The sequence below is a fragment of the Bradyrhizobium sp. USDA 4451 genome, assembly GCF_054822585.1.
In genome coordinates, this window is the sequence record NZ_JBTRCH010000001.1 from 1,527,166 (window position 1) to 1,551,274 (window position 24,109).

The window sequence follows — 24,109 nt, forward strand, 5'->3', positions numbered from 1 at the left end:
GGGAGAGACGTCGCGATGCTGCGAGGCCAGTTCGTCATCGCGCCGCAGCTTGTCATGTGTGCGTGATCCCTGCTGTAAGCAGCCTCACATTTTCGGATCATGTTCTGGTCTTGCTGAGGCGATTTCTTCTCTTTTCGCTCGCAATGACGGCAGGATTCGTTCAGAGCCTTTCGGGACCAAAAACCTCCATTGACGCGGTAGGATTAGTTCGGGCCGACCGTGAACGGGCCGATCGCGACGACATGGCAATCACTGTCGCGCTTGACGCAGTCCCCGAGCGCGGCGTTGACCGCGCTCTGCTCGTTCTCCGCTTTCAGGCCCAGTCCGGGCCGTCCCTGGGTGCCGACCGCGACCGCATTCCAGCCGGTCGTCGCATCGGCAAGCTTGCGCATGACATCGCCGCGCTCGTTCGGCATGATGACCGAGCTGTCGGCGGGCTTGAAGAAGCCGGTCACGCGCAATGTGGCCGGGATCGGCACCACAAAGACGTCGTCGACCGCGACGATCGTGCACGGCACGCCCGCGACCGCGCCGCAGGCCTGCAGGTTGCGACGCGCCGATTCCTCCAGTGAATCGATGCCCGAATTGAAGAAGTAGTGGCCGCCCGGGCCGAGCGCGATGGTTCGCGTCTTGCGTCCCGGCACGAACAGGCTTTCAAGCCTTGCCCTGGCCGGCTCGCGCAGCAGCGGAACGTCCCTGGTCGCATACGGCTTCTCAACCAGCGCATCGCGCTTGACCCATGGCAAGGGCGGCACCGGCGGCAGGCCATGGCTATACACGATCGTATTTCCGACGGCGTACAACTCGCATTTGCGCGGCGAGCCCGCATTGTCGGCGCGCTTCTGGCACAGGTCGAGCGCGGCCGTCTTCGCCGCGTCCTCGCTCGGCTGCGCCACGCTCCAGCCGACGAAGCCGTTGATGTTGAGCGCAACCGCCTTGGAATCGCCTGCCGGCAAATATTCGGTCGCGAGCCCGTTGCGGGTGCGGTCGCTGACAAAGGGTGTCATGCCGGCGACGAGCTTGTCGCCCGATGTGATCGATGGCGGCGGCTCGGACACCGGCGTAGCCAATGTGGGTGCCGGTGGGGGTTTGGCAGACGGCGCCGCCGATGGCGACGGCGATGGCGCGACCAATGGTGCCGGTGCAGCCGAGACCAGGGACCCGGGCGCCGGCGGCGAGCTTGTCACGACAGCAGGCTTCGCCGCCGACGTTTCGAGCTTGGTGTAATACAGGAAGCCGCCGACGCCGATGGCGGCCAGCAGCACCAGCGTGATGGCGGCGGGCCACATCCAGGCCGGTACGGCCGCAGGCGCGGCCTTGACCGGCTTCTTGACCTGGGGCGTCGCGTAGCTGCCGTCGTCGCGCCGCATCGCCACCATGTAGGCGTGCACGGGGGTCGGAATGTTCTTCACTTCCTGCGCGCCGATGTCGGCGAATTGCACCGACAGCTTGTTGGCGACCTGCTCATGCACCGCGCGCGACACGCAGATGCCGCCGACCTCGGCGAGGCCCTCGAGCCTTGCTGCGATGTTGACGCCATCGCCGAGCAGATCGCCGTCGCGCTCGACCACGTCGCCGATCGTGATACCGATCCGGAACGCCATCTGCCGGCTCGGCGGATAGGCCATGTTGCGCGTGCGCAGGCTTTCCTGGATGTCGATTGCGCAACGCACGGCTTCGACGGCGCTGGGAAATTCCGCCAGCACCGCGTCACCCGCGGTGTTGAAGATGCGGCCACCGCCCTTGGCAATGAAATCGTCGGTGACCTGGCGGTAGGACGCGAGCCGCCGCAGCGTCTCTTCCTCATCCTCGGCAACCAGTCGACTATAGCCTGCAATATCGGCGGCGAAGATCGCTGCGATCTTGCGCTTCATGAGCACCAGCCCCGGAACCCGAATATGCCGGGCAGCATGCCGCCAGATGCTCGCGGGTGCAATAAACATTCAATGCCCGCCGGGGCGCGGCGAGCGTTGAATCGTTCAAGGCTTGATCGATGAAGGCAGAAAGTGTGAGCGATTTCACAAAGCCGCGCCCGACTTGAGCGCCATGGCGCGATCGCAGATCAGCAACCGCCTTAAAGGGCGATGTGATTAGGTTGAACCGTCATCGCGCCTTGGTTTGTTGTCTAAGCATGATCTTTTCGGAAACCCGCTTCGCACTTTTCCGGATCATGCTTTAGTGCATCGCCGTCGCGTTGAGCTCGTGCTGGATGCTCTTGAAGTGGTCAAGCCGCTCGATCGCGTGGTCGAGTTCGGTGCCCTCGTGCTTGGCAAGCTTCTCTTCCATCTCCTTGATGGTCTCCGCGAACTTGGCGCGGTCGAGCTCCGCAATCGCGGTCGCGACGTCGGCGAGCACGGTGAGGCCCTTGTCCGACACTTCGGCGAGACCGCCGAGCACGATCACCTTCTCCTTCTTGCCGGCGGTCGTGATCGTCAGGATGCCCGGACGAACCGTGGCGACGACCGGCGCGTGGCCGGCGAGCACACCGAAATCACCCTCCACGCCGGGGACGTCGACCTGATCGACCTCGCCGGAGAAGGCGAGCTTTTCGGGGGAGACGAGATCGAAGTGGAAGGTGGCCATGGAGCGCCCGTAGTTCAGACTGGTTTCGACTGGTGAGAGGCGAATAGCGAATGGCGAGTAGCGAATGCGCTCGTCACTCTTTCCCTATTCGCCGCTCCCTATTCGCTATTCGCTAACTCAGGCGGCTTCGGCCGCCAGCTTCTTGCCCTTCTCGACGGCTTCTTCGATGGTGCCGACCATGTAGAACGCCGCTTCCGGCAGGTGGTCGTACTTGCCTTCGCAGAGGTCGCGGAAGCCCTTGATGGTGTCGGCGAGGTCGACGAACTTGCCCGGCGAGCCGGTGAAGATTTCGGCGACGTGGAACGGCTGCGACAGGAAGCGCTCGACCTTGCGGGCGCGGGCGACCGTCAGCTTGTCCTCTTCCGACAGTTCGTCCATGCCGAGAATGGCGATGATGTCCTGCAGCGACTTGTAGCGCTGGAGGATCTGCTGGACCATACGTGCGGTGTTGTAGTGCTCGTCGCCGACCACCAGCGCCGACAGCATGCGCGAGGTCGAGTCGAGCGGGTCCACCGCCGGATAGATGCCCTTTTCCGAGATCGCGCGCGACAGCACCGTGGTGGCGTCCAGATGCGCGAACGAGGTGGCGGGCGCCGGGTCGGTCAGGTCGTCGGCCGGCACGTAGATCGCCTGCACCGAGGTGATCGAGCCCTTCTGGGTGGTGGTGATGCGCTCCTGCAGCGCGCCCATGTCGGTCGCCAGCGTCGGCTGATAACCCACGGCGCTCGGGATACGGCCGAGCAGCGCCGACACTTCCGAACCCGCCTGGGTGAAGCGGAAGATGTTGTCGACGAAGAACAGCACGTCCTGGCCCTGGTCGCGGAAATGCTCGGCGACCGTCAGACCGGTCAGGCCGACGCGGGCGCGGGCGCCCGGCGGCTCGTTCATCTGGCCGAACACCAGCGCGCACTTCGACTTCACGCTCGGATCCGGATTGTGCGGATCGGCGTTGACCTTCGATTCGATGAACTCGTGATAGAGGTCGTTGCCCTCGCGGGTACGCTCGCCGACGCCGGCGAACACCGAGTAACCGCCGTGCGCCTTCGCGACGTTGTTGATCAGCTCCTGAATCAGCACGGTCTTGCCGACGCCGGCGCCACCGAACAGGCCGATCTTGCCGCCCTTCGCGTACGGAGCAAGCAGGTCGACGACCTTGATCCCCGTGACGAGGATTTCGGCCTCGGTGGACTGATCGGTGTAGGTCGGCGCTTCCTGGTGGATGGCGCGCACGCCGTCGGACTTGATCGGACCGGCTTCGTCGATCGGCTCGCCGATCACGTTGATGATGCGGCCGAGCGTGCCTTCGCCGACCGGCACCCGGATCGGTTCGCCGGTGTCGGTCACTTCCTGGCCGCGCACCAGACCTTCGGTGATGTCCATCGCGATGGTACGGACGGTCGATTCACCGAGATGCTGGGCGACTTCGAGCACCAGGCGGTTGCCGCCGTTCTTGGTCTCGAGCGCGTTCAGAATCGCCGGAAGGTGGCCTTCGAACTGCACGTCGACCACGGCGCCCGTGACCTGGGTAACGCGACCGATCGGATTGGCTGCTGTAGCCATGGACTGTTCTCCTTCGAAAATCTGCCTTAGACCGCCTCAGCGCCGGAGATGATCTCGATCAGCTCCTTCGTGATCTGGGCCTGACGGGTTCGGTTGTAAATCAGGGTTTGCTTGCGAATCATCTCGCCGGCATTACGGGTCGCGCTGTCCATCGCGCTCATCTGCGCGCCATAGAACGAGGCGTTGTTTTCGAGCAGCGCGCGGAACACCTGCACCGCGAGGTTGCGCGGCAGCAGGCTGCCGAGGATCTGATCCTCTTCCGGCTCGTATTCATAGGACGTGGAGGGAGCCGCGCCCGCGGCGGGCGCGGCGACCTCGAGCGGGATGATCTGCTGCGCGGTCGGGATCTGCGCGATCACCGACTGGAAGCGAGAATAGAACAGCGTGCAGACGTCGAACTCGCCGGCCTCGAACCGCGCCAGCACCTTGTTGGCGATGTGCTCGGCGTTGGCGAAGCCGATCTGCCGCACCGAACGCAGGTCGAGATGCTCGACAATCCGCTTCTCGAAGGTCCGCCGCAGCTGCTCGTAGCCCTTGCGGCCGACACAGAAGAATTTGACGTCCTTGCCCTGCGCGAGCAGCGACTGCGCCCGCTCGCGCGCCAGGCGCACGATGGCCGAATTGAAGGCGCCGGACAGGCCGCGCTCGCCGGTGCAGACCAGCAGCAGGTGAACCTGGTCGTTGCCGGTGCCGGCGAGCAGCGCCGGTGCGCCCGGCGTGCCATTGGCCGCGGCGGCGATGTTGGAGATCACCGCATCCATCTTGGTGGCATAGGGCCGCGCCGCTTCGGCGGCGTTCTGCGCGCGGCGCAGCTTCGAGGCTGCGACCATCTGCATGGCCTTGGTGATCTTCTGCGTCGCCTTGGTCGAGGCGATGCGGACCCGCATGTCTTTTAGTGACGCCATTCTTCGTTCACCCCGGCGATCCGACCACAATGGTCAGATCGCAAGCCTCCGTTCGTCACGCCCGGCGGCGAGCCGGGCGACGCCCCATTCGTTATGCAAACGTCTTGGCGAAGCCGTCGACCGCCGCCTTCAGCTTGGCGGCGCTGTCGTCGGACAGATCGCGGCTGTCGCGGATCGCGTTGAGGATGTCGACGTGCTTGCCGCGCAACAGCGACAGCAGGCCATCCTCGAACGCCTTCACCTTGTTGAGCGGCAGCGCATCGAGATAGCCGTTGGTGCCCGCCCAGATCACGCAGACCTGCTCTTCCATCTTCAGCGGCGAGAACTGCGGCTGCTTCAGGAGCTCGGTCAAGCGCGAACCGCGGTTGAGCAGGCGCTGGGTGGACGCGTCGAGGTCGGAGCCGAACTGCGCGAACGCCGCCATTTCGCGGTACTGCGCGAGTTCGCCCTTGATCTTGCCGGCGACCTTCTTGGTCGCCTTGGTCTGCGCCGACGAACCGACGCGCGACACCGACAGACCGACGTTCACCGCCGGGCGGATGCCCTGGAAGAACAGGTCGGTTTCCAGGAAGATCTGACCGTCGGTGATCGAAATCACGTTGGTCGGGATGTAGGCCGACACGTCGTTGGCCTGGGTTTCGATGACCGGCAGCGCGGTCAGCGAGCCCAAACCGTGCTCCTTGTTGAGCTTGGCCGCGCGCTCGAGCAGGCGGGAATGCAGATAGAACACGTCGCCCGGATAGGCTTCGCGGCCCGGCGGGCGGCGCAGCAGCAGCGACATCTGGCGGTAGGCGACGGCCTGCTTGGACAGATCGTCATAGATGATCACGGCGTGCATGCCGTTGTCGCGGAAGTATTCGCCCATCGTGCAGCCGGTGAACGGCGCGATGTACTGCATCGGCGCCGGGTCCGACGCGGTCGCCGCAACGACGATCGAGTATTCCAGCGCGCCCTGCTCTTCGAGCACCTTGACGAACTGCGCAACGGTGGAGCGCTTCTGGCCGACCGCGACATAGACGCAGTACAGCTTCTGGCTCTCGTCCGGCTGGGCGTTGAGCGGCTTCTGGTTCAGGATGGTGTCGAGCGCGATCGCGGTCTTGCCGGTCTGACGGTCGCCGATGATCAGCTCGCGCTGGCCGCGGCCGATCGGGATCAGCGCATCGATCGCCTTCAGGCCGGTGGCCATCGGCTCGTTGACCGACTTGCGCGGAATGATGCCGGGCGCCTTGACGTCGACGCGCTTGCGTTCGGTGGCCTGGATCGGGCCCTTGCCGTCGATCGGGTTGCCGAGCGCGTCGACGACGCGGCCGAGCAGGCCCTTGCCGACCGGCGCGTCCACGATGGCGCGGGTGCGCTTGACGGTCTGGCCTTCCTTGATCTCGCGGTCGGCGCCGAAGATCACGACGCCGACGTTGTCGGTTTCGAGGTTGAGCGCCATGCCGCGCGTGCCGTTCTCGAACTCGACCATTTCACCGGCCTGGACGTTGTCGAGACCGTAGACGCGGGCGATACCGTCACCGACCGACAGCACCTGGCCAACTTCGGTGACCTCGGCTTCCTGGCCGAAATTCTTGATCTGGTCCTTGAGGATCGCAGAAATTTCTGCGGCGCGGATGTCCATCAGCCTGCCTCTTTCATCGCGTTCTTGATCGAATTGAGTTTGGTGCGAAGCGAACTATCCACCATCCGGCTGCCGAGCTTGACCACCAGGCCACCAATAATGGAGGGATCGACCTTCACGTTGAGCGCGACGTCCTTGCCCGTCACTGATTTCAGTGCGGTCTTCAGGGCGTCGAGATTCTTGTCACTGAGCTGCTCGGCGACGGTGACGTCCGCAGTCGCCTCGCCCTTGAACTTCGCCACCAGCGCGCGATAGGCGCGGATCACATCGGCAATTGCGAACAGCCGGCGGTTGGCGGTGAGCACCTTGAGGAATTTGGCCGACGTGCCGGCGATGCCGGCCTTGTCGAGCACCACGGTCAGCGCCTTCAGCTGGGCGTCCGCGGAAAACACCGGGCTGCGGACGAGGCGCTTCAGATCGGCGCTCTCGTTGAGCATGGCCTCGAATTTGTCGAGGTCGGCCCGGACTTGATCGACGGATTGCTCGTCGCGCGCCAACTCGAACAGGGCCGTTGCGTAACGACCGGACACTCCCGAAACGGACGGATCTTCAGCAGCCACGAGCTCGCTCTTTTTTGCTGTCAAATTCGCAAGGGAAAAACCGTCGCCACCAAAGCAGCGCCTAGCGATCCAAGCCCTTGGAATTCAAGCGGGACTTCGATTTTCGACCGGCACAGGACATGCCGGGACCGTTAAAATCGCGGCTTTGCTAACATAGCAATCGCGCAGGTGCAACATGACGGCATCGTGAGAGCCGCCTTGTCGCACGCGGTTTTCGGTGACCGCAGCCGACGGCAAATCGAGACGAGTTCGGCCCGCGGAAAACCGACCTAGCGACGCCCGATTTACATCTCGCGAATTTGTTCCATCGAATTTTGCATGGGCCTATGGCCGATCGCGCAAGGAACCCGCGACAGCCGTGATTTCCATTTGGCGAATACTTACCGAAAACTTACCACTGCAACGATATTCAGTATTCGTAAGTATAGCTTCAGTTAAAAATTGGTTAAAGCACAAGCTTAGGCAACTTCGATCGAGTACCCCAAGGCGGTAACAAGATATTTCAGCCCGAGACATTCGGGATTTACTGCCTAATTCGTGCCTCAATGCGAAACCAAACGGCCTAGGTCAACGAAGGGACGGGGGTTCCACTTGCCGCGTTAGCGGCAATACTGTCTGAGGGTCTTATCAATGCTGAATATCAAGAAAGCAGCGGGCAACGTCACCCGCTCGCGTACGGCGCTTGCGTTTGTAGCCGCAACTGTTCTGGTCGGGGGCAGCGTGACCGAGGCGTCCGCGAAGTCCCGGCACCACCATCATCGCCACCATCACCACCATGCCCGCGCCGAAGGCTCGTCCTGGCGCGACGCCAACGCATCGGTCCAGTCGTCCGGCGGCCACACGTTCTCGGGGATGGCCTCCTTCTACGGCAATGAATCGGGCAGCCGCACCGCTTCCGGCCAGCGCTTCAACCAGAACGCCATGACCGCGGCCCACCGCTCGCTGCCGTTCGGCACCAAGCTCCGCGTCACCCATGGCGGCCGCAGCGTCGTCGTCACCATCAACGATCGTGGCCCGTTCATCCGCGGCCGCGTGCTCGACCTCTCCACCGGCGCAGCCCGGGCCATCGGCCTGACCGGTGCCGGCGTCGGCCGCGTCACGGCCGAGGTCATCTAACGCTTTCAGTAAGCGTTGCGTTGCGTTGCGTACCGGCCGCGAGGCCCGCCTCGCGCCAAAGGGCCTGCCGTCGCGAATGACGGCAGGCTTTTTTTCGTCATTCCGGGGCGCGCGAAGCGCGAGCCCGGAATCCATTTGTCACCAACGTTGCGGCCTGATGGATTCCGGGCTCGTCGCTTCGCGCCGCCCCGGAATGACGGCTGTGAGAACTACAAAAAGCTCTGCGGATCGACGTCGACCTCGAGCTTCAGATTGCCGGTGGTCTTCGGACCGGCCTCCAGCCATTCGCGCAGATATTGCGACAGGTCGACATTGCGCAGCGACTTCACCAGCAGGCGAAAGCGATAGCGGCCCTTGATGACGGCAAGCGGTGCCTCGGCGGGGCCGAGCACCTGGATCCGTTCGTCGAGCGGCGCCACCGCGGCGAGCTTGCGGGCAAAGCCTTCCGCCGTCGGGCGATCGCCGGCGGAGATGATCAGGCTGGCCAGCCGGCCGAACGGCGGGTAGCCGGTGCGCTCGCGGATTTCGATCTCGCTGGCGTAGAACGCCTCGCGGTCGTTGGCGATCAGGGCCTTGATGACCGGATGCTCCGGCTGGTGGGTCTGCAGATAGCCGACGCCGCGGCCCTGCTCGCGGCCGGCGCGGCCGACCACCTGGTTCAAAAGTTGGAACGTCCGCTCGGCGGCGCGCGGATCGCCGTTGCTCAGGCCGAGATCGGCATCGATGACACCGACGAGGTTGAGCCGCGGGAAGTTGTGCCCCTTCGCCACCAGCTGGGTGCCGATGATGATATCGACGCGGCCCTCGGCGATCTCGTTGAGCTCGCTGCGCATGGTCTCGATCGAGGTGATCAGGTCGCTCGACAGCACCATGGTGCGGGCCTCGGGGAAGATGTGAGCTGCCTCCTCCTGCAAGCGTTCGACGCCGGGACCGACCGCGACCAGCGATTCCTCGGCCGCGCAATGCGGGCAGATGTTCGGGCGCGGCATCGAGAAGCCGCAGTGATGGCAGACCAGCCGCTGTCGGAACCGATGGTCGACCAGCCAGGCGTCGCAGATCGTGCAGGCAAAGCGGTGGCCGCAGGCCCGGCACAGCGTCAGCGGCGCATAGCCGCGGCGGTTGAGGAACAGCAGCGCCTGCTCGCGGCGCCCGATCGCATGGCGAATCTGCTCGGCCAGAACCGGCGAGATGAAACGCCCGCGCGGCGGCGGCGCGCGCCGCATGTCGATCGCCTCGATATGCGGCATGTGCTGGCCGCCGAACCGCGACGGCAGCGCCACGCGCTGGTAGCGCCCCTTGCGGGCATTGACCTCGCTCTCGACCGACGGCGTCGCCGACGCCAGCACGATCGGGATTTTGGCGATATGGGCGCGAACCACCGCCATGTCGCGCGCGTGATAATGCGCGCCGTCGTCCTGCTTGTAGGCCTGGTCGTGCTCCTCATCGACGACGATCAGGCCGAGCTCGGCATAGGGCAGGAACAGCGCCGAGCGGGCGCCGACCACGACCGGCGCCTTGCCCTCCGAGATCGCGGCCCAGTTGCGCGCGCGGGTGCGCGGCGTCAGCTCGGAATGCCATTCCAGCGGCCGCACACCGAAACGCTGCGCGAAGCGGTCGAGGAACTGGCCGGTCAGCGCGATTTCCGGCATCAGGATCAGGGTCTGCTTGCCGCGGCGGATATTCTCGGCGATCGCCTCGAAGTAGACCTCGGTCTTGCCCGATCCGGTGACGCCGTCGAGCAGCGCGACATGAAAGCTGCCGCTCGCCGCAAGCGTCCGCAGCACGTCGACCGCGCTGCGTTGCTCGCGCGAGAAATCCGGCTGCGCATAGGAAGGATCCGGAACCGGCGGTGCGGCTGGCGGCGGCATCGCCTCGACCGTCAGCGTGCCCTCATCGACCAGGCCGTCGATCACGCCGGAACTGACGCCGGCTTCCCGCGCCGCGTCCGACTTGCCGTGCAGCAAGCGGTCCGACAGCACCTCGATCAGGCGCCGCCGCGCCGGCGTCAGGCGACGCGGCGGCTCGCCGACCAGTCGCACACCGAGGCGCATCCGCTCCGGCCCGAGATTGTCGCCCATCCGCAGCGTCATCCGCAGCACCATGCCGCGCGCCGATAGCGTGTAGGTGGAGACCCAGTCGACGAGCTGGCGCAGCTCCGCCTTCAGCGGCGGAACATCGAGCTTCTCGCTGACGTCCTTGAGCCGGTTGTGCAGCCGCGGATCGGGCCTGGCGTTCTCGGCCCAGACCACGGCTATGACCTCGCGCGGTCCGAGCGGAACCGAGATCACGTCGCCGGGCGCGAGCTCCATGCCGCGCGGCACGCGGTAGGAATAGGTCTGGTTCAGCGCGACAGGCACCAGCACGTCGACGACGCCTGTCGTCGATGCGGAGGCCAAGCTGGGGCGCGTGGTGTGATCCATGAAATCGGAGCTTTTGAATCCGGACTTTGCACCGGGCTAGCACCGTCGTGCGGTCTTAGCGATCGGTAAACGAAGGCAGTGCGATATAATCAGGAGATTCGTAGCGCCAATAGCCCCTAACAGATGGCCCGGACCGATCAGCCCATCGCACCGCTCGAGCTCGACTGCGCCGATCCATCGGTGACGCAGGAGATGATGCGATGGCTGTCGCATCTGCGCGCCGAGCGGCGGCTGTCGCCGAAGACGCTCGAGGCCTACGCCCGCGACGTCAGGCAATGCCTGGCCTTCCTGGCCGAGCACTGGAGCGCTCGCGTGACGCTTGCGGCATTTTCCGTGCTCGAGGCGAGCGACGTCCGCGCCTTCATGGCGATGCGCCGCGCAGACGAGATCGGCGGCCGATCGCTGATGCGGGCGCTGGCCGGCCTGCGCTCATTCGGACGTTTCCTGGAGCGCGAAGGCAAGGGCAAGGTCGGCGCTCTCTCGGCGATCCGCGCGCCGAAGGTGGCGAAGAGCCTGCCGAAACCCATCCACATGGAAGCCGCGAAGCGCTTTGCCGACGCCGACGAGCGTGCCGGCGAAGAGCGCGAGACCTGGATCCTGGTGCGCGACGCCGCCGTGATGGCGCTGCTCTACGGCTCGGGCCTGCGCATCTCCGAGGCGTTGGGGCTGAAGCGCCGCGACGTGCCGAAGCCGGGCGAGGGCGACGTGCTGGTCGTGACCGGCAAGGGCAACAAGACCCGCATGGTGCCGGTGCTGCACAACGTGCTGCAACTGATCGCGGACTATGCGGCGATCTGCCCGCACCAGCTCAGCCCGACCGGGCCGATGTTCGTCGGTGCGCGCGGCGGCCCGTTGAGCCCGCGCATCATCCAGCTCACCATGGAGCGGCTGCGCGGAGCGCTCGGCCTGCCCGACAGCGCCACGCCGCATGCGCTGCGGCACTCCTTCGCCACCCATCTCTTGAGCCGCGGCGGCGATTTGCGTGCGATCCAGGAATTGCTCGGCCACGCATCGCTGTCGACCACGCAGATCTACACCGGCATCGACAGCGAGCGCCTGCTCGAAGTCTATCGCTCCGCGCACCCGCGAGGCTGATCGCATCGCTGTCAGCTCAAAGTCAGGCGCAGGCCTCGCCTGCCGATCCGCCGTTCATCTTGCGCCGTTCATCTTCGTTCATACGGCTGCCACATATTGCGCGGCCCTTGCCTTGTGCGCCGCATTCGGCAATCGTGGCGCGGTCTCATCCGGAGGGGAATCATGAGCGCACATGAAAGTATGGAGCACGCGGAGCATGCCGAGCATGCGTCGGGCGAGAACAGGAAGATCGCGCTCCTGATCGCCGTGATCGCGCTCTGCCTGGCGCTGTCCGAGACGCTCGGCAAGGGCGCCCAGACCGAATCGATCAGCAAGAATGTCGAGGCCTCCAACCTCTGGGCCTTCTTCCAGGCCAAGAGCATCCGCCGCACCGCGGTGCAGACCGCCGCCGAGCAGGGCAAGCTGAACCTCGCCACCACCACCGACGAGGCGGCCAAGGCCGCGCTGCAGAAGCAGATCGACGACTGGCAGAAGACCGCGGCGCGCTACCGCTCGGAGCCGGAGACGGGCGAGGGCTCCGAGCAACTCTCCGAGCGCGCCAAGCACGCCGAGCATGAGCGCGACGAGGCCACCGCGAAGTATCATCACTTCGAGCTTGCCTCCGCCGCCTTCCAGATCGCGATCGTGCTGGCATCCGCAACCATCATCACCGGCATCGCCGCGCTGGCCTGGGTATCCGGCCTGGTGACGCTCGCCGGCGTCCTGATGACCGTGCTCGGTCTATTCCAGCCGCACCTGCTGCCTTTGCATTGAGGCGGACGATTTCGCTCTGTAACCGTCATCCTGAGGAGCCGCGAAGCGGCGTCTCGAAGGATGAATCGGCCACCAGCTGGGCCGTGCATCCTTCGAGACGCGCGCAAAAGCGCGCTCCTCAGGATGACGGAATTGTAGAGTTCAAAGAACCTTGCTGGTCTGATGCACGCTTTTGCGGAAGCGTGCGATCAGGCGCAACGTGCGTGCGGTCCAACCCTCGCCGTCGCCGGTGATCATCTCGCGGATGCGCCGCTTGACCGGCTCGACCAGCGCGGTGGCCTTGGCGCGCAGCGCCATCACGAAATTATAGAGCGCCTCGAACCAGGGCATCTCCAGCAGCTTCGACCGCGTCACGTCGAACAGGAAGGCCGTGACGCCGACGCCGACGATCTTGGCGAACAGGATCAGCGAGACCGCACTGAACCAGTATTGATTCGCCAAGAGCCAGAGCCCGACCAGCTTCAGCGGAAACAACGGGATCAGCGGCACGACGAAGACGATCAGCGTCATCGCCGGCGACAGCGAATCGACCCGGTCCGCGAGCCATTGCTTGAGCGCATGCAGCGGAATCCACGCCACCACGCGGGCCACGATCGGCTCGAGGTGATCCCACAGCCAGGCCTCGATCAGGAAGATGATCGCAAGCAGGACCCAGAACGGCTGAAGCAGGCGGCGCAACATCGCTATGATCTTGAAGCGCGATGAATCATCGCGCTTCAGCTCCTCGTTTGAGCATGATCCTCTCGGAAAACCGCTTCACACTTTTCCGGATCACGCTCCAGCCGGCTCGCGCCGGACGTTCGATCACATATGGATGGCGCGCTTGCCCACCGCAAGCGCAGCTTCCTTGATCGCCTCGGAGCGGGTCGGATGGGCGTGGCAGGTGCGCGCCAGATCTTCGGCCGAACCGCCGAATTCCATCAGAACGCAGGCTTCATGGATCATTTCGCCGGCCTCGATGCCGACAATGTGCACGCCGAGCACCCGGTCGGTCTTCGCATCTGCGAGAACCTTCACGAAGCCGTCGGTGGTCTGGTTGACCTTGGAGCGGCCGTTCGCGGTGAACGGGAATTTGCCGACGGTATAGGCGACGCCGGCCTGCTTGAGGTCTTCCTCGGTCTTGCCGACCGACGACACTTCCGGGGTGGTATACACAACACCTGGAATGACGTCGTAGTTCACATGGCCGGCCTGGCCCGCGATGATCTCGGCGCAGGCCACGCCCTCGTCTTCCGCCTTGTGCGCGAGCATCGGCCCGGCCACGACGTCGCCGATCGCGTAGATCCCCTTCACATTGGTCGAGAAGTGCTGATCGATCGCGACGCGGCCGCGATTGTCGAGCGCAACGCCGGCTTCCTTCAGCCCGAGACCCTCGGTGTACGGCACGCGGCCGATGCAGACCAGCACGACGTCGGCCTCGATGGTCTCCGCGGCACCGCCGGCGGCCGGCTCGACCTTGGCCTGCAACGTCTTGCCAGACGTGTCGACCGAGGTGACCTTGGCGCCGAGCTTGAAGGCAAAACCCTGCTTCTCCAGGATGCGCTGGAATTGCTTGGCCACTTCGCCGTCCATGCCGGGCAGGATGCGGTCGAGGAATTCCACCACGGTGACCTTGGCACCGAGACGGTGCCAGACCGAGCCGAGCTCGAGCCCGATCACGCCGGCGCCCACGATCAAGAGGCTGCCCGGCACCTTCTCCAGCGACAGCGCGCCGGTCGACGACACGATGCGCTTCTCGTCGATCTCGATGCCCTTCAGCCGCGCGATGTCCGAGCCGGTGGCGATCACGATGTTCTTGGTCTCGACGGTCTCGGCCTTGCCGTCGCCGGAGATCTCGACCTTGCCGGCACCGAGGATCTTGCCGGTGCCCTTGAGCACGTCGATCTTGTTCTTTTTCATCAGGAACTCGACGCCCTTGACGTTGCCGTCGATGCCCTGCTGCTTGAAGTTCATCATCGCCGGCAGATCGAGCTTCGGCGCCGGGACGCTGACGCCCATCTTGGCGAAGGAGTGCCCGGCTTCCTCGAACATCTCGGAGGCGTGCAGCAGCGCCTTCGAGGGCATGCAGCCGACGTTGAGACAGGTGCCGCCCAGCGTCGCGTTCTTCTCGACGACGGCAACCTTCATGCCGAGCTGTGCCGCGCGGATCGCGCAGACATATCCGCCGGGTCCGGTGCCGATGACAACGAGATCGTAAGAAGCCATGATGGAAGGTCCTGTAGCTAAATTCCGTGATAATTATGCGGGCGCGATCTTGTTGGCAGACCGGCGCCCGCTCTTGAATGTGGCCTAGCGACCGCCCGACACGTCGAGGATCGCGCTGGTGACGTAGGACGCCTCGTCCGAAATCAGCCAGACGATGGCGTTGGCGATTTCGTCCGCGGTGCCGACGCGCTTCATCGGCACCAGATGGGCCAGCCGATGCGCGCGATCAGGCTCGCCGCCGGCGGCATGGATATCGGTATCGATCAGACCGGGACGAATCCCGGCGACGCGGATGCCTTCATTGGCGACTTCGTAGCCGAGGCCGACGGTGAAGGAATCGATCGCGCCCTTGGAGGCGGCATAATCGACATAGGTGTTGGGCGCGCCGAGCTTGGCCGCGACCGAGGACAGGTTGACGATGACGCCGCCCTTGCCGCCATGTTTGGTCGACAGCCGCTTCACCGCCTCGCGCGCGCACAGGATGCTGCCGGTGACGTTCACCGCCATCATCTGCTGGATGCGCTCGGCCGACATCTCGTCGACGCGCACGCCGCTCTTGCCGACGATGCCGGCATTGTTGACGAGCGCGCCGAGCGTGCCGAAGCCATCGGCGGCCTTGAACAGCGCCAGGATATCCTGCTCGCTGCCGACGTCGCACTTCACCGCGATCGCCTTGCCGTTCTTCGCTTCGATCGCGGCGACGACCTCGTTGGCCGCGGCCTGGTTCGTGGCGTAGCCGACCACGACGCGATAGCCGCGCGCGGCGGCAGCAAGCGCGGTAGCGCGGCCGATGCCGCGGCTGCCGCCGGTGATGACAACGACCTTATCCGTCACATTGATCCCCGATCATGAGCACCCAACAAATCGCGACGCCCGAGCCGGTCGGGCGTCGCGCGCGAACGACCTCAGAGATCCAGCACCAGGCGGGCCGGATCTTCCAGGCTCTCCTTGACGCGCACCAGGAAGGTGACCGCTTCCTTGCCGTCGATCACGCGGTGATCGTAGGACAGCGCCAGATACATCATCGGGCGCACCTCGATCTTGCCGCCGACCACCATCGGCCGCTCCTGGATCTTGTGCATGCCGAGGATGCCGGACTGCGGCGCGTTGAGGATCGGCGTCGACATCAGCGAGCCGTAGATGCCGCCATTGGTGATGGTGAAGGTGCCGCCCTGCATCTCGTCGATCTTGAGCTGACCGTCGCGGGCGCGGCGGCCGAAGTCGGCGATCGACTTCTCGATCTCGGCGATCGACTTGTGGTCGCAGTCGCGCACGACAGGCACGACGAGGCCACGGTCGGTGCCGACAGCAACGCCGATGTGGTAGTAGTTCTTGTAGATCAGGTCGGAGCCGTCGATCTCGGCGTTGACGGCCGGAATGTCCTTCAGCCCCTGCACCACCGCCTTGGTGAAGAAGCCCATGAAGCCGAGCTTCGAGCCGTGCTTCTTCTCGAACGTGTCCTTGTAGAGCGCGCGCAGCTTCATCACCTCGGTCATGTCGACCTCGTTGAAGGTGGTCAGCATGGCGGCGGTGTTCTGCACGTCCTTGAGGCGGCGCGCGATGGTCTGGCGCAGCCGGGTCATCTTGACCCGCTCCTCGCGCGCGGCATCGTCGGCCGGCGAGGGCGCACGGACCTGCACGGCGGCCGCCGGCTGGTTGACCGGCGTTGGCGCCGAGGCGGCCTTCTCGATCGCAGCGAGCATGTCGCCCTTGGTGACGCGGCCGTCCTTGCCGGAGCCCGGAACGGTGGAGGCATCGACGCCGCTTTCGGCCGACAGCTTGCGCACCGACGGCGCCAGCGGCGCGTCCGCCGGCGGAGCCTTCGGCGCGGCAGGCGCCGCCGCGGGAGCGGCGGCAGCGGGCGCGGCGGCCTTGGCGGGAGCGGCGGCAGCAGCAGCCGGCTTGGCGGCAACAGCGCCGTCATTGATCTGGCCGAGCAGCGCGCCCACGGCGACGGTCTCGCCATCCTTGGCGATGATCTCGCCGAGCGTGCCGGCGACCGGCGCGGGCACCTCGATGGTGACCTTGTCGGTCTCCAGCTCCACCAACGGCTCGTCCACTGCGACGGCCTCACCGGCCTTCTTGAACCAGCGGCCGATGGTGGCCTCGGTCACGGATTCGCCGAGCGTTGGAACGCGAATTTCAGTCATGGTCTTTTCCTCGATAACCTTGCGGTCGAAAAATTTATCCGGCCACCACCCGCCAAAGCGGACGACCCGGTCCTCCGTGACGACAGCACCTGTGCTGAATGACGCGGATACCGGATGCCCCGCCCCGGTGCGCGTTTGCGCACAGGGCGGGGCATGGCTGCAGTGAAGATCGTTAGTTCAGTGCGTCGTCGAGCAGCGCCTTGAGCTGCGCCAGGTGTTTCGACATCAGACCGGTGGCGGTCGCTGCCGATGCCGGACGGCCGGCATAGCGCGGACGCTTGTTGGCTGCGTTGACCTGGTTCAGCACCCATTCCAGATAGGGCTCGATGAAGTGCCAGGAGCCCATGTTGCGGGGCTCTTCCTGGCACCAGACCATCTCCGCGTTCTTGAAGCGGCCGAACTCCTGCACCAGCGCCTTGAGCGGCACCGGGTAGAGCTGCTCGATGCGCATCAGATAGATGTCGTCGATGCCGCGCTTCTCGCGCTCCTCGTACAGGTCGTAATAGACCTTGCCGGAGCACAGCACGACGCGACGGATCTTGTCGTCCGGCACCAGCTTGATCTTCTCGTCCGGCAGCATCTGCGCGTCATCGTACAGGATGCGGTGGAACGTGGCGTTCTTGCCGAGCTCGTCGAGCCGCGACACCGCGCGCTTGTGGCGCAGCAGCGACTTCGGCGTCATCAGGATCAGCGGCTTGCGGATCTCGCGATGCAGCTGGCGCCGCAGCACGTGGAAGTAGTTCGCCGGCGTGGTCGGATTGACCACCTGCATATTGTCCTCGGCGCACATCTGCAGATAGCGCTCGAGGCGCGCGGAGGAATGCTCCGGTCCCTGCCCCTCATAGCCGTGCGGCAGCAGGCAGACGAGGCCCGACATGCGCAGCCATTTGCGTTCGCCGGAGGAGATGAACTGGTCGAACACCACCTGGGCGCCGTTGGCGAAGTCGCCGAACTGGGCTTCCCAGAGCGCCAGCGCATTCGGCTCGGCCAGCGAGTAGCCGTATTCGAAGCCGAGCACCGCCTCTTCCGACAGCAGCGAGTTGATGACCTCGTAATGGCCGGTGTCTTCGCCGCCGAGATGGTTGAACGGCGTGTAGCGGCTCTCGTCCTCCTGGTCGATCAGCACCGAATGGCGCTGCGAGAAGGTGCCGCGCTCGGAATCCTGGCCGGACAGCCGCACATGATGGCCTTCCTGCAGCAGCGTGCAGAACGCCAGCGCCTCGCCGGTCGCCCAGTCGATCCCGATCCCGCTGTCGATCGCCTTGGCGCGGTTGTCGAGGAAACGCTGGATGGTGCGGTGGACGCGGAAGCCATCCGGCACCTTGGTGATCTTGCGGCCGATGTCCTTGAGTACGGCAACATCGACGCCGGTGACGCCGCGGCGGGCGTCTTCTTCCTGATCGGCCGACTTGAACCCGGCCCACTTGCCGTCGAGCCAGTCGGCCTTGTTCGGCTTGTAGCCCGAGCCGGCTTCGAGCTCGGCATCGAGCCGCGCGCGCCAGTCGGCCTTGGCCTTCTCGACCTCGCCGTCGGTCAACACGCCGTCAGCGACCAGCCGCTTGGCGTAGATTTCCAGCGTCGTCGGGTGCGCGGCGATCTTCTTGTACATCACCGGCTGGGTGAACGCGGGCTCGTCGCCCTCGTTGTGGCCGTGGCGCCGGTAGCAGAACATGTCGATCACGACCGGCTTGTGGAATTTCTGCCGGAACTCGATCGCGACCTTGGCCGCGAACACCACGGCCTCCGGATCGTCGCCGTTGACGTGGAAGATCGGCGCATCGATCATCTTCGCGACGTCGGACGGATAGGGCGACGAGCGCGAGTAGCGCGGATAGGTGGTGAAGCCGATCTGGTTGTTGACGATGAAGTGCAGCGAGCCGCCGGTGCGATAGCCCTTCAGGTCGGACAGGCTGAAGCACTCCGCCACCACGCCCTGGCCCGCGAACGCCGCGTCGCCATGCATCAAAAGCGGCAACACCGAGATGCGCATGTCCGGCGGATCGCCGTGCTGATCCTGCTTGGCGCGCACCTTGCCCATCACGACCGGATCGACGATCTCGAGATGCGACGGATTTGCAGTCAGCGACAGATGGATGCTGTTGCCGTCGAACTCGCGGTCCGAGGAGGCGCCGAGGTGATACTTGACGTCGCCGGAGCCTTCGACCGAGTCCGGGTTGGCCGAGCCGCCCTTGAATTCATGGAACAGGGCGCGGTGCGGCTTGCCCATCACCTGGGTCAGCACGTTGAGGCGGCCGCGATGCGGCATGCCGACCACGATCTCCTTCACGCCGAGATTGCCGCCGCGCTTGATGATCTGCTCCAGCGCCGGGATCAGCGATTCGCCGCCGTCGAGGCCGAAGCGCTTGGTGCCGGTGAACTTGGTGTCGCAGAACTTCTCGAAGCCGTCGGCCTCGATCAGCTTGTTGAGGATCGCGCGGCGTCCCTCGGGCGTGAAGCTGATCTCCTTGTCCGGACCCTCGATGCGCTCCTGGATCCACGCCTTCTGCGCGGCATTGGAGATGTGCATGAACTCGACGCCGAGCGTCTGGCAGTAGGTGCGCTCGCAGATCTGCACGATCTCGCGCAGCGTGCCGTATTCGAGGCCGAGCACGTGATCGAGGAAGATCTTGCGGTCGAAGTCGGCTTCGGTGAAGCCGTAGGAGCGCGGATCGAGCTCCTCGCGATCGCGCGGCGCCTCGATGCCGAGCGGATCGAGCTTGGCGTGGAAATGGCCGCGCATGCGGTAGGCGCGGATCAGCATCAAGGCGCGAACCGAATCGCGGGTCGCCTGATGCACGTCGGCGTCGGAAAGCTCGGTGCCCTTGGCCTGCGCTTTCGCCGCAAGCTTGGTGCCGACCGCCTTCTCGACCTGGGCCCAGTTGCCGTCGAGCGCCGAGGTCAGCTCGTCGCGCGGCGTCACCGGCCAGTTGGCGCGGCCCCACGAGGCCCCCTCGGCGTTCTTCTGCACGTCGGCCGGGGCGTCCTTCAGGCTCTTGAAGAAATCCTGCCATTCGGCGTCGACCGAGGATGGGTCCTGCTCGTAACGGGCATAGAGGTCGTCGATGTAGGCGGCGTTGGTGCCCTGCAGGAATGAGGAGAGTGCAAAAGCGGCGTTCGCGTCTTGGCGAGACATGGGGCAGTCCTGGTGATTTTTTCGGTTCGCGCGTAGGAGACGGCGCTGATGCCGGTCTGGAAGTGCGCCGGCTGGATGGGATATCCTTTACCCTATCTAGGACGGATATTCCTGCCTAAAAGAACTAAGAAATGAATATATTTTCAGTTCTTATCGAGCGGCCGCTGCGCCGTTAATATGCTCAAATAGATGTGGTTCCGGACGGAAATCCCGCCGGAACCATGTCGTGATCCAGGTAAGTTCCGCGTGGCGGCGGTTACTTCAGCATCTCGGCGAGCGTATGCCCGAGCCGCGCCGGCGACGGCGAAACCTTGATGCCGGCCGCTTCCATCGCCGCGGTCTTGGAACCGGCGTCGCCCTTGCCGCCCGAGATGATCGCGCCGGCATGGCCCATGCGGCGGCCGGGAGGTGCGGTGACACCGGCAATGAAGCCGACCATCGGCTTCTTGCGGCCGCGCTTGGCCTCGTCCTTGAGGAACTGGGCGGCATCCTCCTCGGCGGAACCGCCGATCTCGCCGATCATGACGATCGATTTGGTGTTGTCGTCGGCCAGGAACATTTCCAGCACGTCGATGAATTCGGTACCCTTGACCGGGTCGCCGCCGATGCCGACTGCGGTGGTCTGGCCGAGGCCTTCCTGGGTGGTCTGGAACACCGCCTCATAGGTCAGGGTGCCGGAGCGGGAGACGATGCCGACCGAGCCGGGCTTGAAGATGTTGGCCGGCATGATGCCGATCTTGCATTCGCCGGCGGTCATCACACCGGGGCAGTTCGGCCCGATCAGCCGCGACTTCGAGCCGGACAGCGAGCGCTTCACGCGCACCATGTCGAGCACCGGGATGCCCTCGGTGATGCAGACGATCAGCGGGATCTCGGCGTCGATCGCCTCGCAGATCGCGTCCGCCGCGCCGGGCGGCGGCACATAGACCACGCTGGCATCGGCGCCGGTCTTGGCGCGCGCCTCGGCGACGGTGTCGAACACTGGCAGATTGAGATGGGTCGAGCCGCCTTTGCCGGGCGCCACGCCGCCGACCATCTTGGTGCCATAAGCGATCGCCGCTTCCGAATGGAACGTGCCGTTCTTGCCGGTGAAGCCCTGACAGATGACCTTGGTGTTCTTGTCGATCAGAATGGACATGGTTCGAGATGCTTTCGCGAGACAGCGGTGAAGGGTTAGTGGATACGCCGGTACACGCCGGTGAGCACGTCGGCCCACCCTTCCGCGTCAGGCGAGAACTGGATCTTCATGGTGTAGGTGTTGTCGTCGACGACCTCGTAGACGTGACGGGCATTGCCGCGCAGCGAGCCGCGCACCAGGATCAGCGACTTGCCCGCCCAGCCGCCGGAGGCCGGCGACGGCGGGTAGTAGCCGAGCGAATCGTGCCAGAACAACCGGTAGGCGCGATCCTCGCGGTCGTAGGTGAAGACGCCGTGGGTGGCGAAGCTCTCCTTGCCGTCGCGGGTCTGCACGCTGTCCTGGATCAGGTAGAAGCCGTTGAGCGCGATGCGCGCAACGACATGCGAGGTGGCCGGACCGCCCGCGGTCCAGCGCGACGGATAGACCATCTCTTCGCCGTTCCACTCGCCCGCGAAGACCGCAAGCTTGCGGTGTTCATCCAGCGGCGTCGGGGCGTCGAGATGATCGGCCATCGTTAGCCTCCCTTGACGGCTTTCACGATCTTCTGCGCGGCGTCGTCGAGATTGTCGGCGGCGAGGACATTGAGACCGCTGTCGCGGATGATCTTCTTGCCGAGCTCGACATTGGTGCCTTCAAGACGCACCACCAGCGGCACCTTGAGGCCGACCTGCTTCACCGCGGCGACCACGCCCTCGGCGATCACGTCGCACTTCATGATGCCGCCGAAGATGTTGACCAGGATGCCCTTCACGTTCGGATCGGCGGTGATGATCTTGAAGGCGGCTGCGACCTTCTCGACGCTGGCGCCGCCGCCGACGTCGAGGAAGTTCGCCGGCTCCATGCCGTAGAGCTTGATGATGTCCATCGTCGCCATGGCGAGGCCGGCGCCGTTGACCATGCAGCCGATCGTACCGTCGAGCGCGACGTAGTTGAGGTCGTATTTCGACGCCTCGATCTCCTTGGCGTCTTCCTCGGTCTCGTCGCGCAGCGCGACCACGTCCGGGTGGCGGTACAGCGCGTTGCTGTCGAACGACACCTTGGCGTCGAGCACGCGGAGCTGGCTCTGCTTGGTGACGACCAGCGGATTGATCTCGAGCATCGCCATATCCTTGGCGACGAAGGCGTTATAGAGCTGGGCCGTCAGCTTCTCGGCCTGCTTGGCGAGATCGCCCTTCAGCTTCAGCGCCTCGGCAACGGTGCGGCCGTGATGCGGCATGATCCCGGTGGCGGGATCGACCGAGAACGAGATGATCTTTTCCGGGGTCGAATGCGCGACGTCCTCGATGTTGACACCGCCTTCGGTCGACACCACGAAGGAGATTTCCGAGGTCTCGCGATTGACCAGGATCGAGAGGTAGAACTCCTTGTCGATGTCGGAGCCTTCCTCGATGTAGAGGCGGTTGACCTGCTTGCCGTGCGAGCCGGTCTGCACCGTGACCAGCGTCGCGCCGAGCATCTGCTTGGCGAATTCGTCGACCTCGGCGACCGATTTGGCGATGCGGACGCCGCCCTTGTCGCCGGCGGATGCTTCCTTGAACTTGCCCTTGCCGCGGCCGCCGGCATGGATCTGGCTCTTCACCACCCAGATCGGGGCCGGGGAGCTGCTTGGCCGCCGCATCGGCGTCTTCCGGCTTCAGCACCGCGACGCCGCGCGAGATCGGCACGCCGAATTCGTGCAGCAGTGCCTTGGCCTGGTATTCATGGATATTCATGGAAAGAGGCTCCCAAACCCTCGTGCGCCGAACTTCGCGTCAGACTTAACGCTGGCATACCATATACCAAGGCTCGCGCAACTACAAAATCCGCCGGAATTTCATCACCTTGCGTCCGACAGGCGATCGAAATCGCCTATCGGGCGATTGCCGAACGCGATTACTTGCCGAGCAGATCGGGCGCGATCTTCTTGCAGGCGTCGACCAGGCCCTGCACCGCGCCGACCGACTTGTCGAACGCTTCGCGGTCCTTGCCGGCAAGCTCGATCTCGACGACGCGCTCGACACCCTTGGAGCCGATCACGGTGGGCACGCCGACATACATGTCCCTCACGCCGTACTCGCCGTTGAGATAGGCGGCGCAGGGCAGCACGCGCTTCTTGTCCTTCAGATAGCTCTCGGCCATCGCGATCGCGGATGCGGCCGGCGCGTAGAAGGCCGAACCGGTCTTGAGCAGATTGACGATCTCGGCGCCGCCGTTGCGGGTGCGGTCGACGATCTCGTCGATGCGCGCCTGCGAAGTCCAGCCCATCTTGACGAGGTCGGGCAGCGGAATGCCGGCAACCGTCGAGTAGCGGGTCAGCGGCACCATGGTGTCGCCGTGGCCGCCGAGCACGAAGGCGGTGACGTCTTCGACCGAGACGTTGAATTCGTCGGCCAGGAAATAGCGGAAGCGCGCGGAGTCGAGCACGCCGGCCATGCCGACCACCTTCTTGTGCGGCAGGCCCGAGGCCTTCTGCAACGCCCAGACCATCGCGTCCAGCGGGTTGGTGATGCAGATGACGAAGGCGTCCGGCGCGTACTTCTTGATGCCGGCGCCGACCTGCTCCATGACCTTGAGGTTGATCGAGAGGAGATCGTCGCGGCTCATGCCGGGCTTGCGCGGCACGCCGGCGGTGACGATGCAGACCTTGGCGCCGTCGAGCGCTTCATAGGAATTGGCGCCGACCAGGTTGGAGTCGAAGCCGTCGACCGGCGACGACTGCGCGATGTCGAGTGCCTTGCCCTGCGGCACGCCCTCGGCGATATCGAACAGCACGACGTCTCCGAGTTCCTTGAGGCCGACGAGGTGCGCCAGCGTTCCGCCGATCTGTCCGGAGCCAATCAGTGCAATCTTGTCGCGTGCCATGGGAAATCAGTCCTTTGAACTGGTGCAGG

At 65.0% G+C, this 24,109-nt stretch carries 18 protein-coding genes and 1 pseudogene; 3 read left to right on the forward strand and 16 right to left on the reverse strand.

What is annotated here, in order from left to right; translation table 11 throughout:
* Positions 1-203: 203 nt before the first annotated feature.
* The 6 genes from ACVMB0_RS07000 to ACVMB0_RS07025 form a co-directional block, all read right to left on the reverse strand.
* Complete coding sequence (locus ACVMB0_RS07000) at positions 204-1,874, reverse strand: adenylate/guanylate cyclase domain-containing protein (RefSeq protein ID WP_461345738.1); 1,671 nt, start codon at positions 1,872-1,874, stop codon at positions 204-206.
* A 301-nt stretch (positions 1,875-2,175) separates the two neighbouring features.
* Entirely contained in the window at positions 2,176-2,583 is a 408-nt protein-coding gene (locus ACVMB0_RS07005; protein WP_461345739.1) for a F0F1 ATP synthase subunit epsilon, read from the reverse strand.
* A gap of 117 nt (positions 2,584-2,700) precedes the next feature.
* Positions 2,701-4,143, reverse strand: coding sequence for a F0F1 ATP synthase subunit beta (gene atpD, locus ACVMB0_RS07010; protein ID WP_456751534.1), 1,443 nt, complete (start codon positions 4,141-4,143; stop codon positions 2,701-2,703).
* Between the two features lie 26 nt (positions 4,144-4,169).
* Positions 4,170-5,048, reverse strand: coding sequence for a F0F1 ATP synthase subunit gamma (locus ACVMB0_RS07015; RefSeq protein WP_461345740.1), 879 nt, complete (start codon positions 5,046-5,048; stop codon positions 4,170-4,172).
* 91 nt (positions 5,049-5,139) lie between these two features.
* Positions 5,140-6,669 carry a F0F1 ATP synthase subunit alpha gene (gene atpA, locus ACVMB0_RS07020; protein WP_456751532.1) on the reverse strand — a complete coding sequence of 510 codons (1,530 nt, stop codon included), beginning with the start codon at positions 6,667-6,669 and terminating at the stop codon, positions 5,140-5,142.
* Positions 6,669-7,229, reverse strand: a complete 561-nt coding sequence (locus tag ACVMB0_RS07025; RefSeq protein ID WP_456751531.1) for a F0F1 ATP synthase subunit delta — start codon at positions 7,227-7,229, stop codon at positions 6,669-6,671. The genes atpA and ACVMB0_RS07025 overlap by 1 nt, the downstream gene beginning before the upstream one ends.
* A gap of 630 nt (positions 7,230-7,859) precedes the next feature.
* On the opposite strand from ACVMB0_RS07025, the gene ACVMB0_RS07030 reads away from it, so the two are divergent.
* Positions 7,860-8,345 (forward strand): septal ring lytic transglycosylase RlpA family protein, encoded by a 486-nt coding sequence (locus ACVMB0_RS07030; protein ID WP_456751530.1) that lies wholly within the window; start codon positions 7,860-7,862, stop codon positions 8,343-8,345.
* A 209-nt stretch (positions 8,346-8,554) separates the two neighbouring features.
* On the opposite strand, the gene ACVMB0_RS07035 is transcribed toward ACVMB0_RS07030, so the two are convergent.
* Positions 8,555-10,765, reverse strand: coding sequence for a primosomal protein N' (locus ACVMB0_RS07035; protein ID WP_461345741.1), 2,211 nt, complete (start codon positions 10,763-10,765; stop codon positions 8,555-8,557).
* 123 nt (positions 10,766-10,888) lie between these two features.
* Here ACVMB0_RS07035 and ACVMB0_RS07040 point away from each other — a divergent pair, with 123 nt between their 5' ends.
* Positions 10,889-11,860, forward strand: coding sequence for a tyrosine recombinase XerC (locus ACVMB0_RS07040; RefSeq protein ID WP_461345742.1), 972 nt, complete (start codon positions 10,889-10,891; stop codon positions 11,858-11,860).
* A gap of 162 nt (positions 11,861-12,022) precedes the next feature.
* A complete protein-coding gene (locus ACVMB0_RS07045; RefSeq protein WP_456751528.1) occupies positions 12,023-12,613 on the forward strand; it encodes a DUF4337 domain-containing protein in 591 nt (196 codons plus the stop codon).
* Positions 12,614-12,754: 141 nt separating this feature from the next.
* Here ACVMB0_RS07045 and ACVMB0_RS07050 read toward each other — a convergent pair whose 3' ends face one another.
* From ACVMB0_RS07050 to mdh, 9 genes and pseudogenes are all read right to left on the reverse strand, one after another.
* On the reverse strand, positions 12,755-13,294 hold the full coding sequence (locus ACVMB0_RS07050) for a hypothetical protein (protein WP_456751527.1): 540 nt from the start codon (positions 13,292-13,294) through the stop codon (positions 12,755-12,757).
* Between the two features lie 123 nt (positions 13,295-13,417).
* Positions 13,418-14,818 (reverse strand): dihydrolipoyl dehydrogenase, encoded by a 1,401-nt coding sequence (gene lpdA / locus ACVMB0_RS07055; RefSeq protein ID WP_461345743.1) that lies wholly within the window; start codon positions 14,816-14,818, stop codon positions 13,418-13,420.
* A gap of 84 nt (positions 14,819-14,902) precedes the next feature.
* Positions 14,903-15,652 carry an SDR family oxidoreductase gene (locus ACVMB0_RS07060; RefSeq protein WP_461345744.1) on the reverse strand — a complete coding sequence of 250 codons (750 nt, stop codon included), beginning with the start codon at positions 15,650-15,652 and terminating at the stop codon, positions 14,903-14,905.
* Between the two features lie 71 nt (positions 15,653-15,723).
* Positions 15,724-16,968, reverse strand: a complete 1,245-nt coding sequence (gene odhB, locus ACVMB0_RS07065; protein WP_461345745.1) for a 2-oxoglutarate dehydrogenase complex dihydrolipoyllysine-residue succinyltransferase — start codon at positions 16,966-16,968, stop codon at positions 15,724-15,726.
* Positions 16,969-17,140: 172 nt separating this feature from the next.
* Positions 17,141-20,101 (reverse strand): 2-oxoglutarate dehydrogenase E1 component, encoded by a 2,961-nt coding sequence (locus tag ACVMB0_RS07070; RefSeq protein WP_456751523.1) that lies wholly within the window; start codon positions 20,099-20,101, stop codon positions 17,141-17,143.
* Positions 20,102-20,357: 256 nt separating this feature from the next.
* The gene (gene sucD / locus ACVMB0_RS07075) at positions 20,358-21,239 is read right to left on the reverse strand and encodes a succinate--CoA ligase subunit alpha (protein WP_461345746.1); all 882 of its coding nucleotides are present in this window, start codon (positions 21,237-21,239) and stop codon (positions 20,358-20,360) included.
* A gap of 35 nt (positions 21,240-21,274) precedes the next feature.
* Positions 21,275-21,751 (reverse strand): DUF1579 family protein, encoded by a 477-nt coding sequence (locus tag ACVMB0_RS07080; protein ID WP_456751521.1) that lies wholly within the window; start codon positions 21,749-21,751, stop codon positions 21,275-21,277.
* Positions 21,752-21,753: 2 nt separating this feature from the next.
* Positions 21,754-22,951: pseudogene (gene sucC, locus ACVMB0_RS07085) on the reverse strand (ADP-forming succinate--CoA ligase subunit beta).
* Between the two features lie 160 nt (positions 22,952-23,111).
* On the reverse strand, positions 23,112-24,080 hold the full coding sequence (gene mdh / locus ACVMB0_RS07090; protein WP_461345747.1) for a malate dehydrogenase: 969 nt from the start codon (positions 24,078-24,080) through the stop codon (positions 23,112-23,114).
* Between the last annotated feature and the right edge of the window lie 29 nt (positions 24,081-24,109).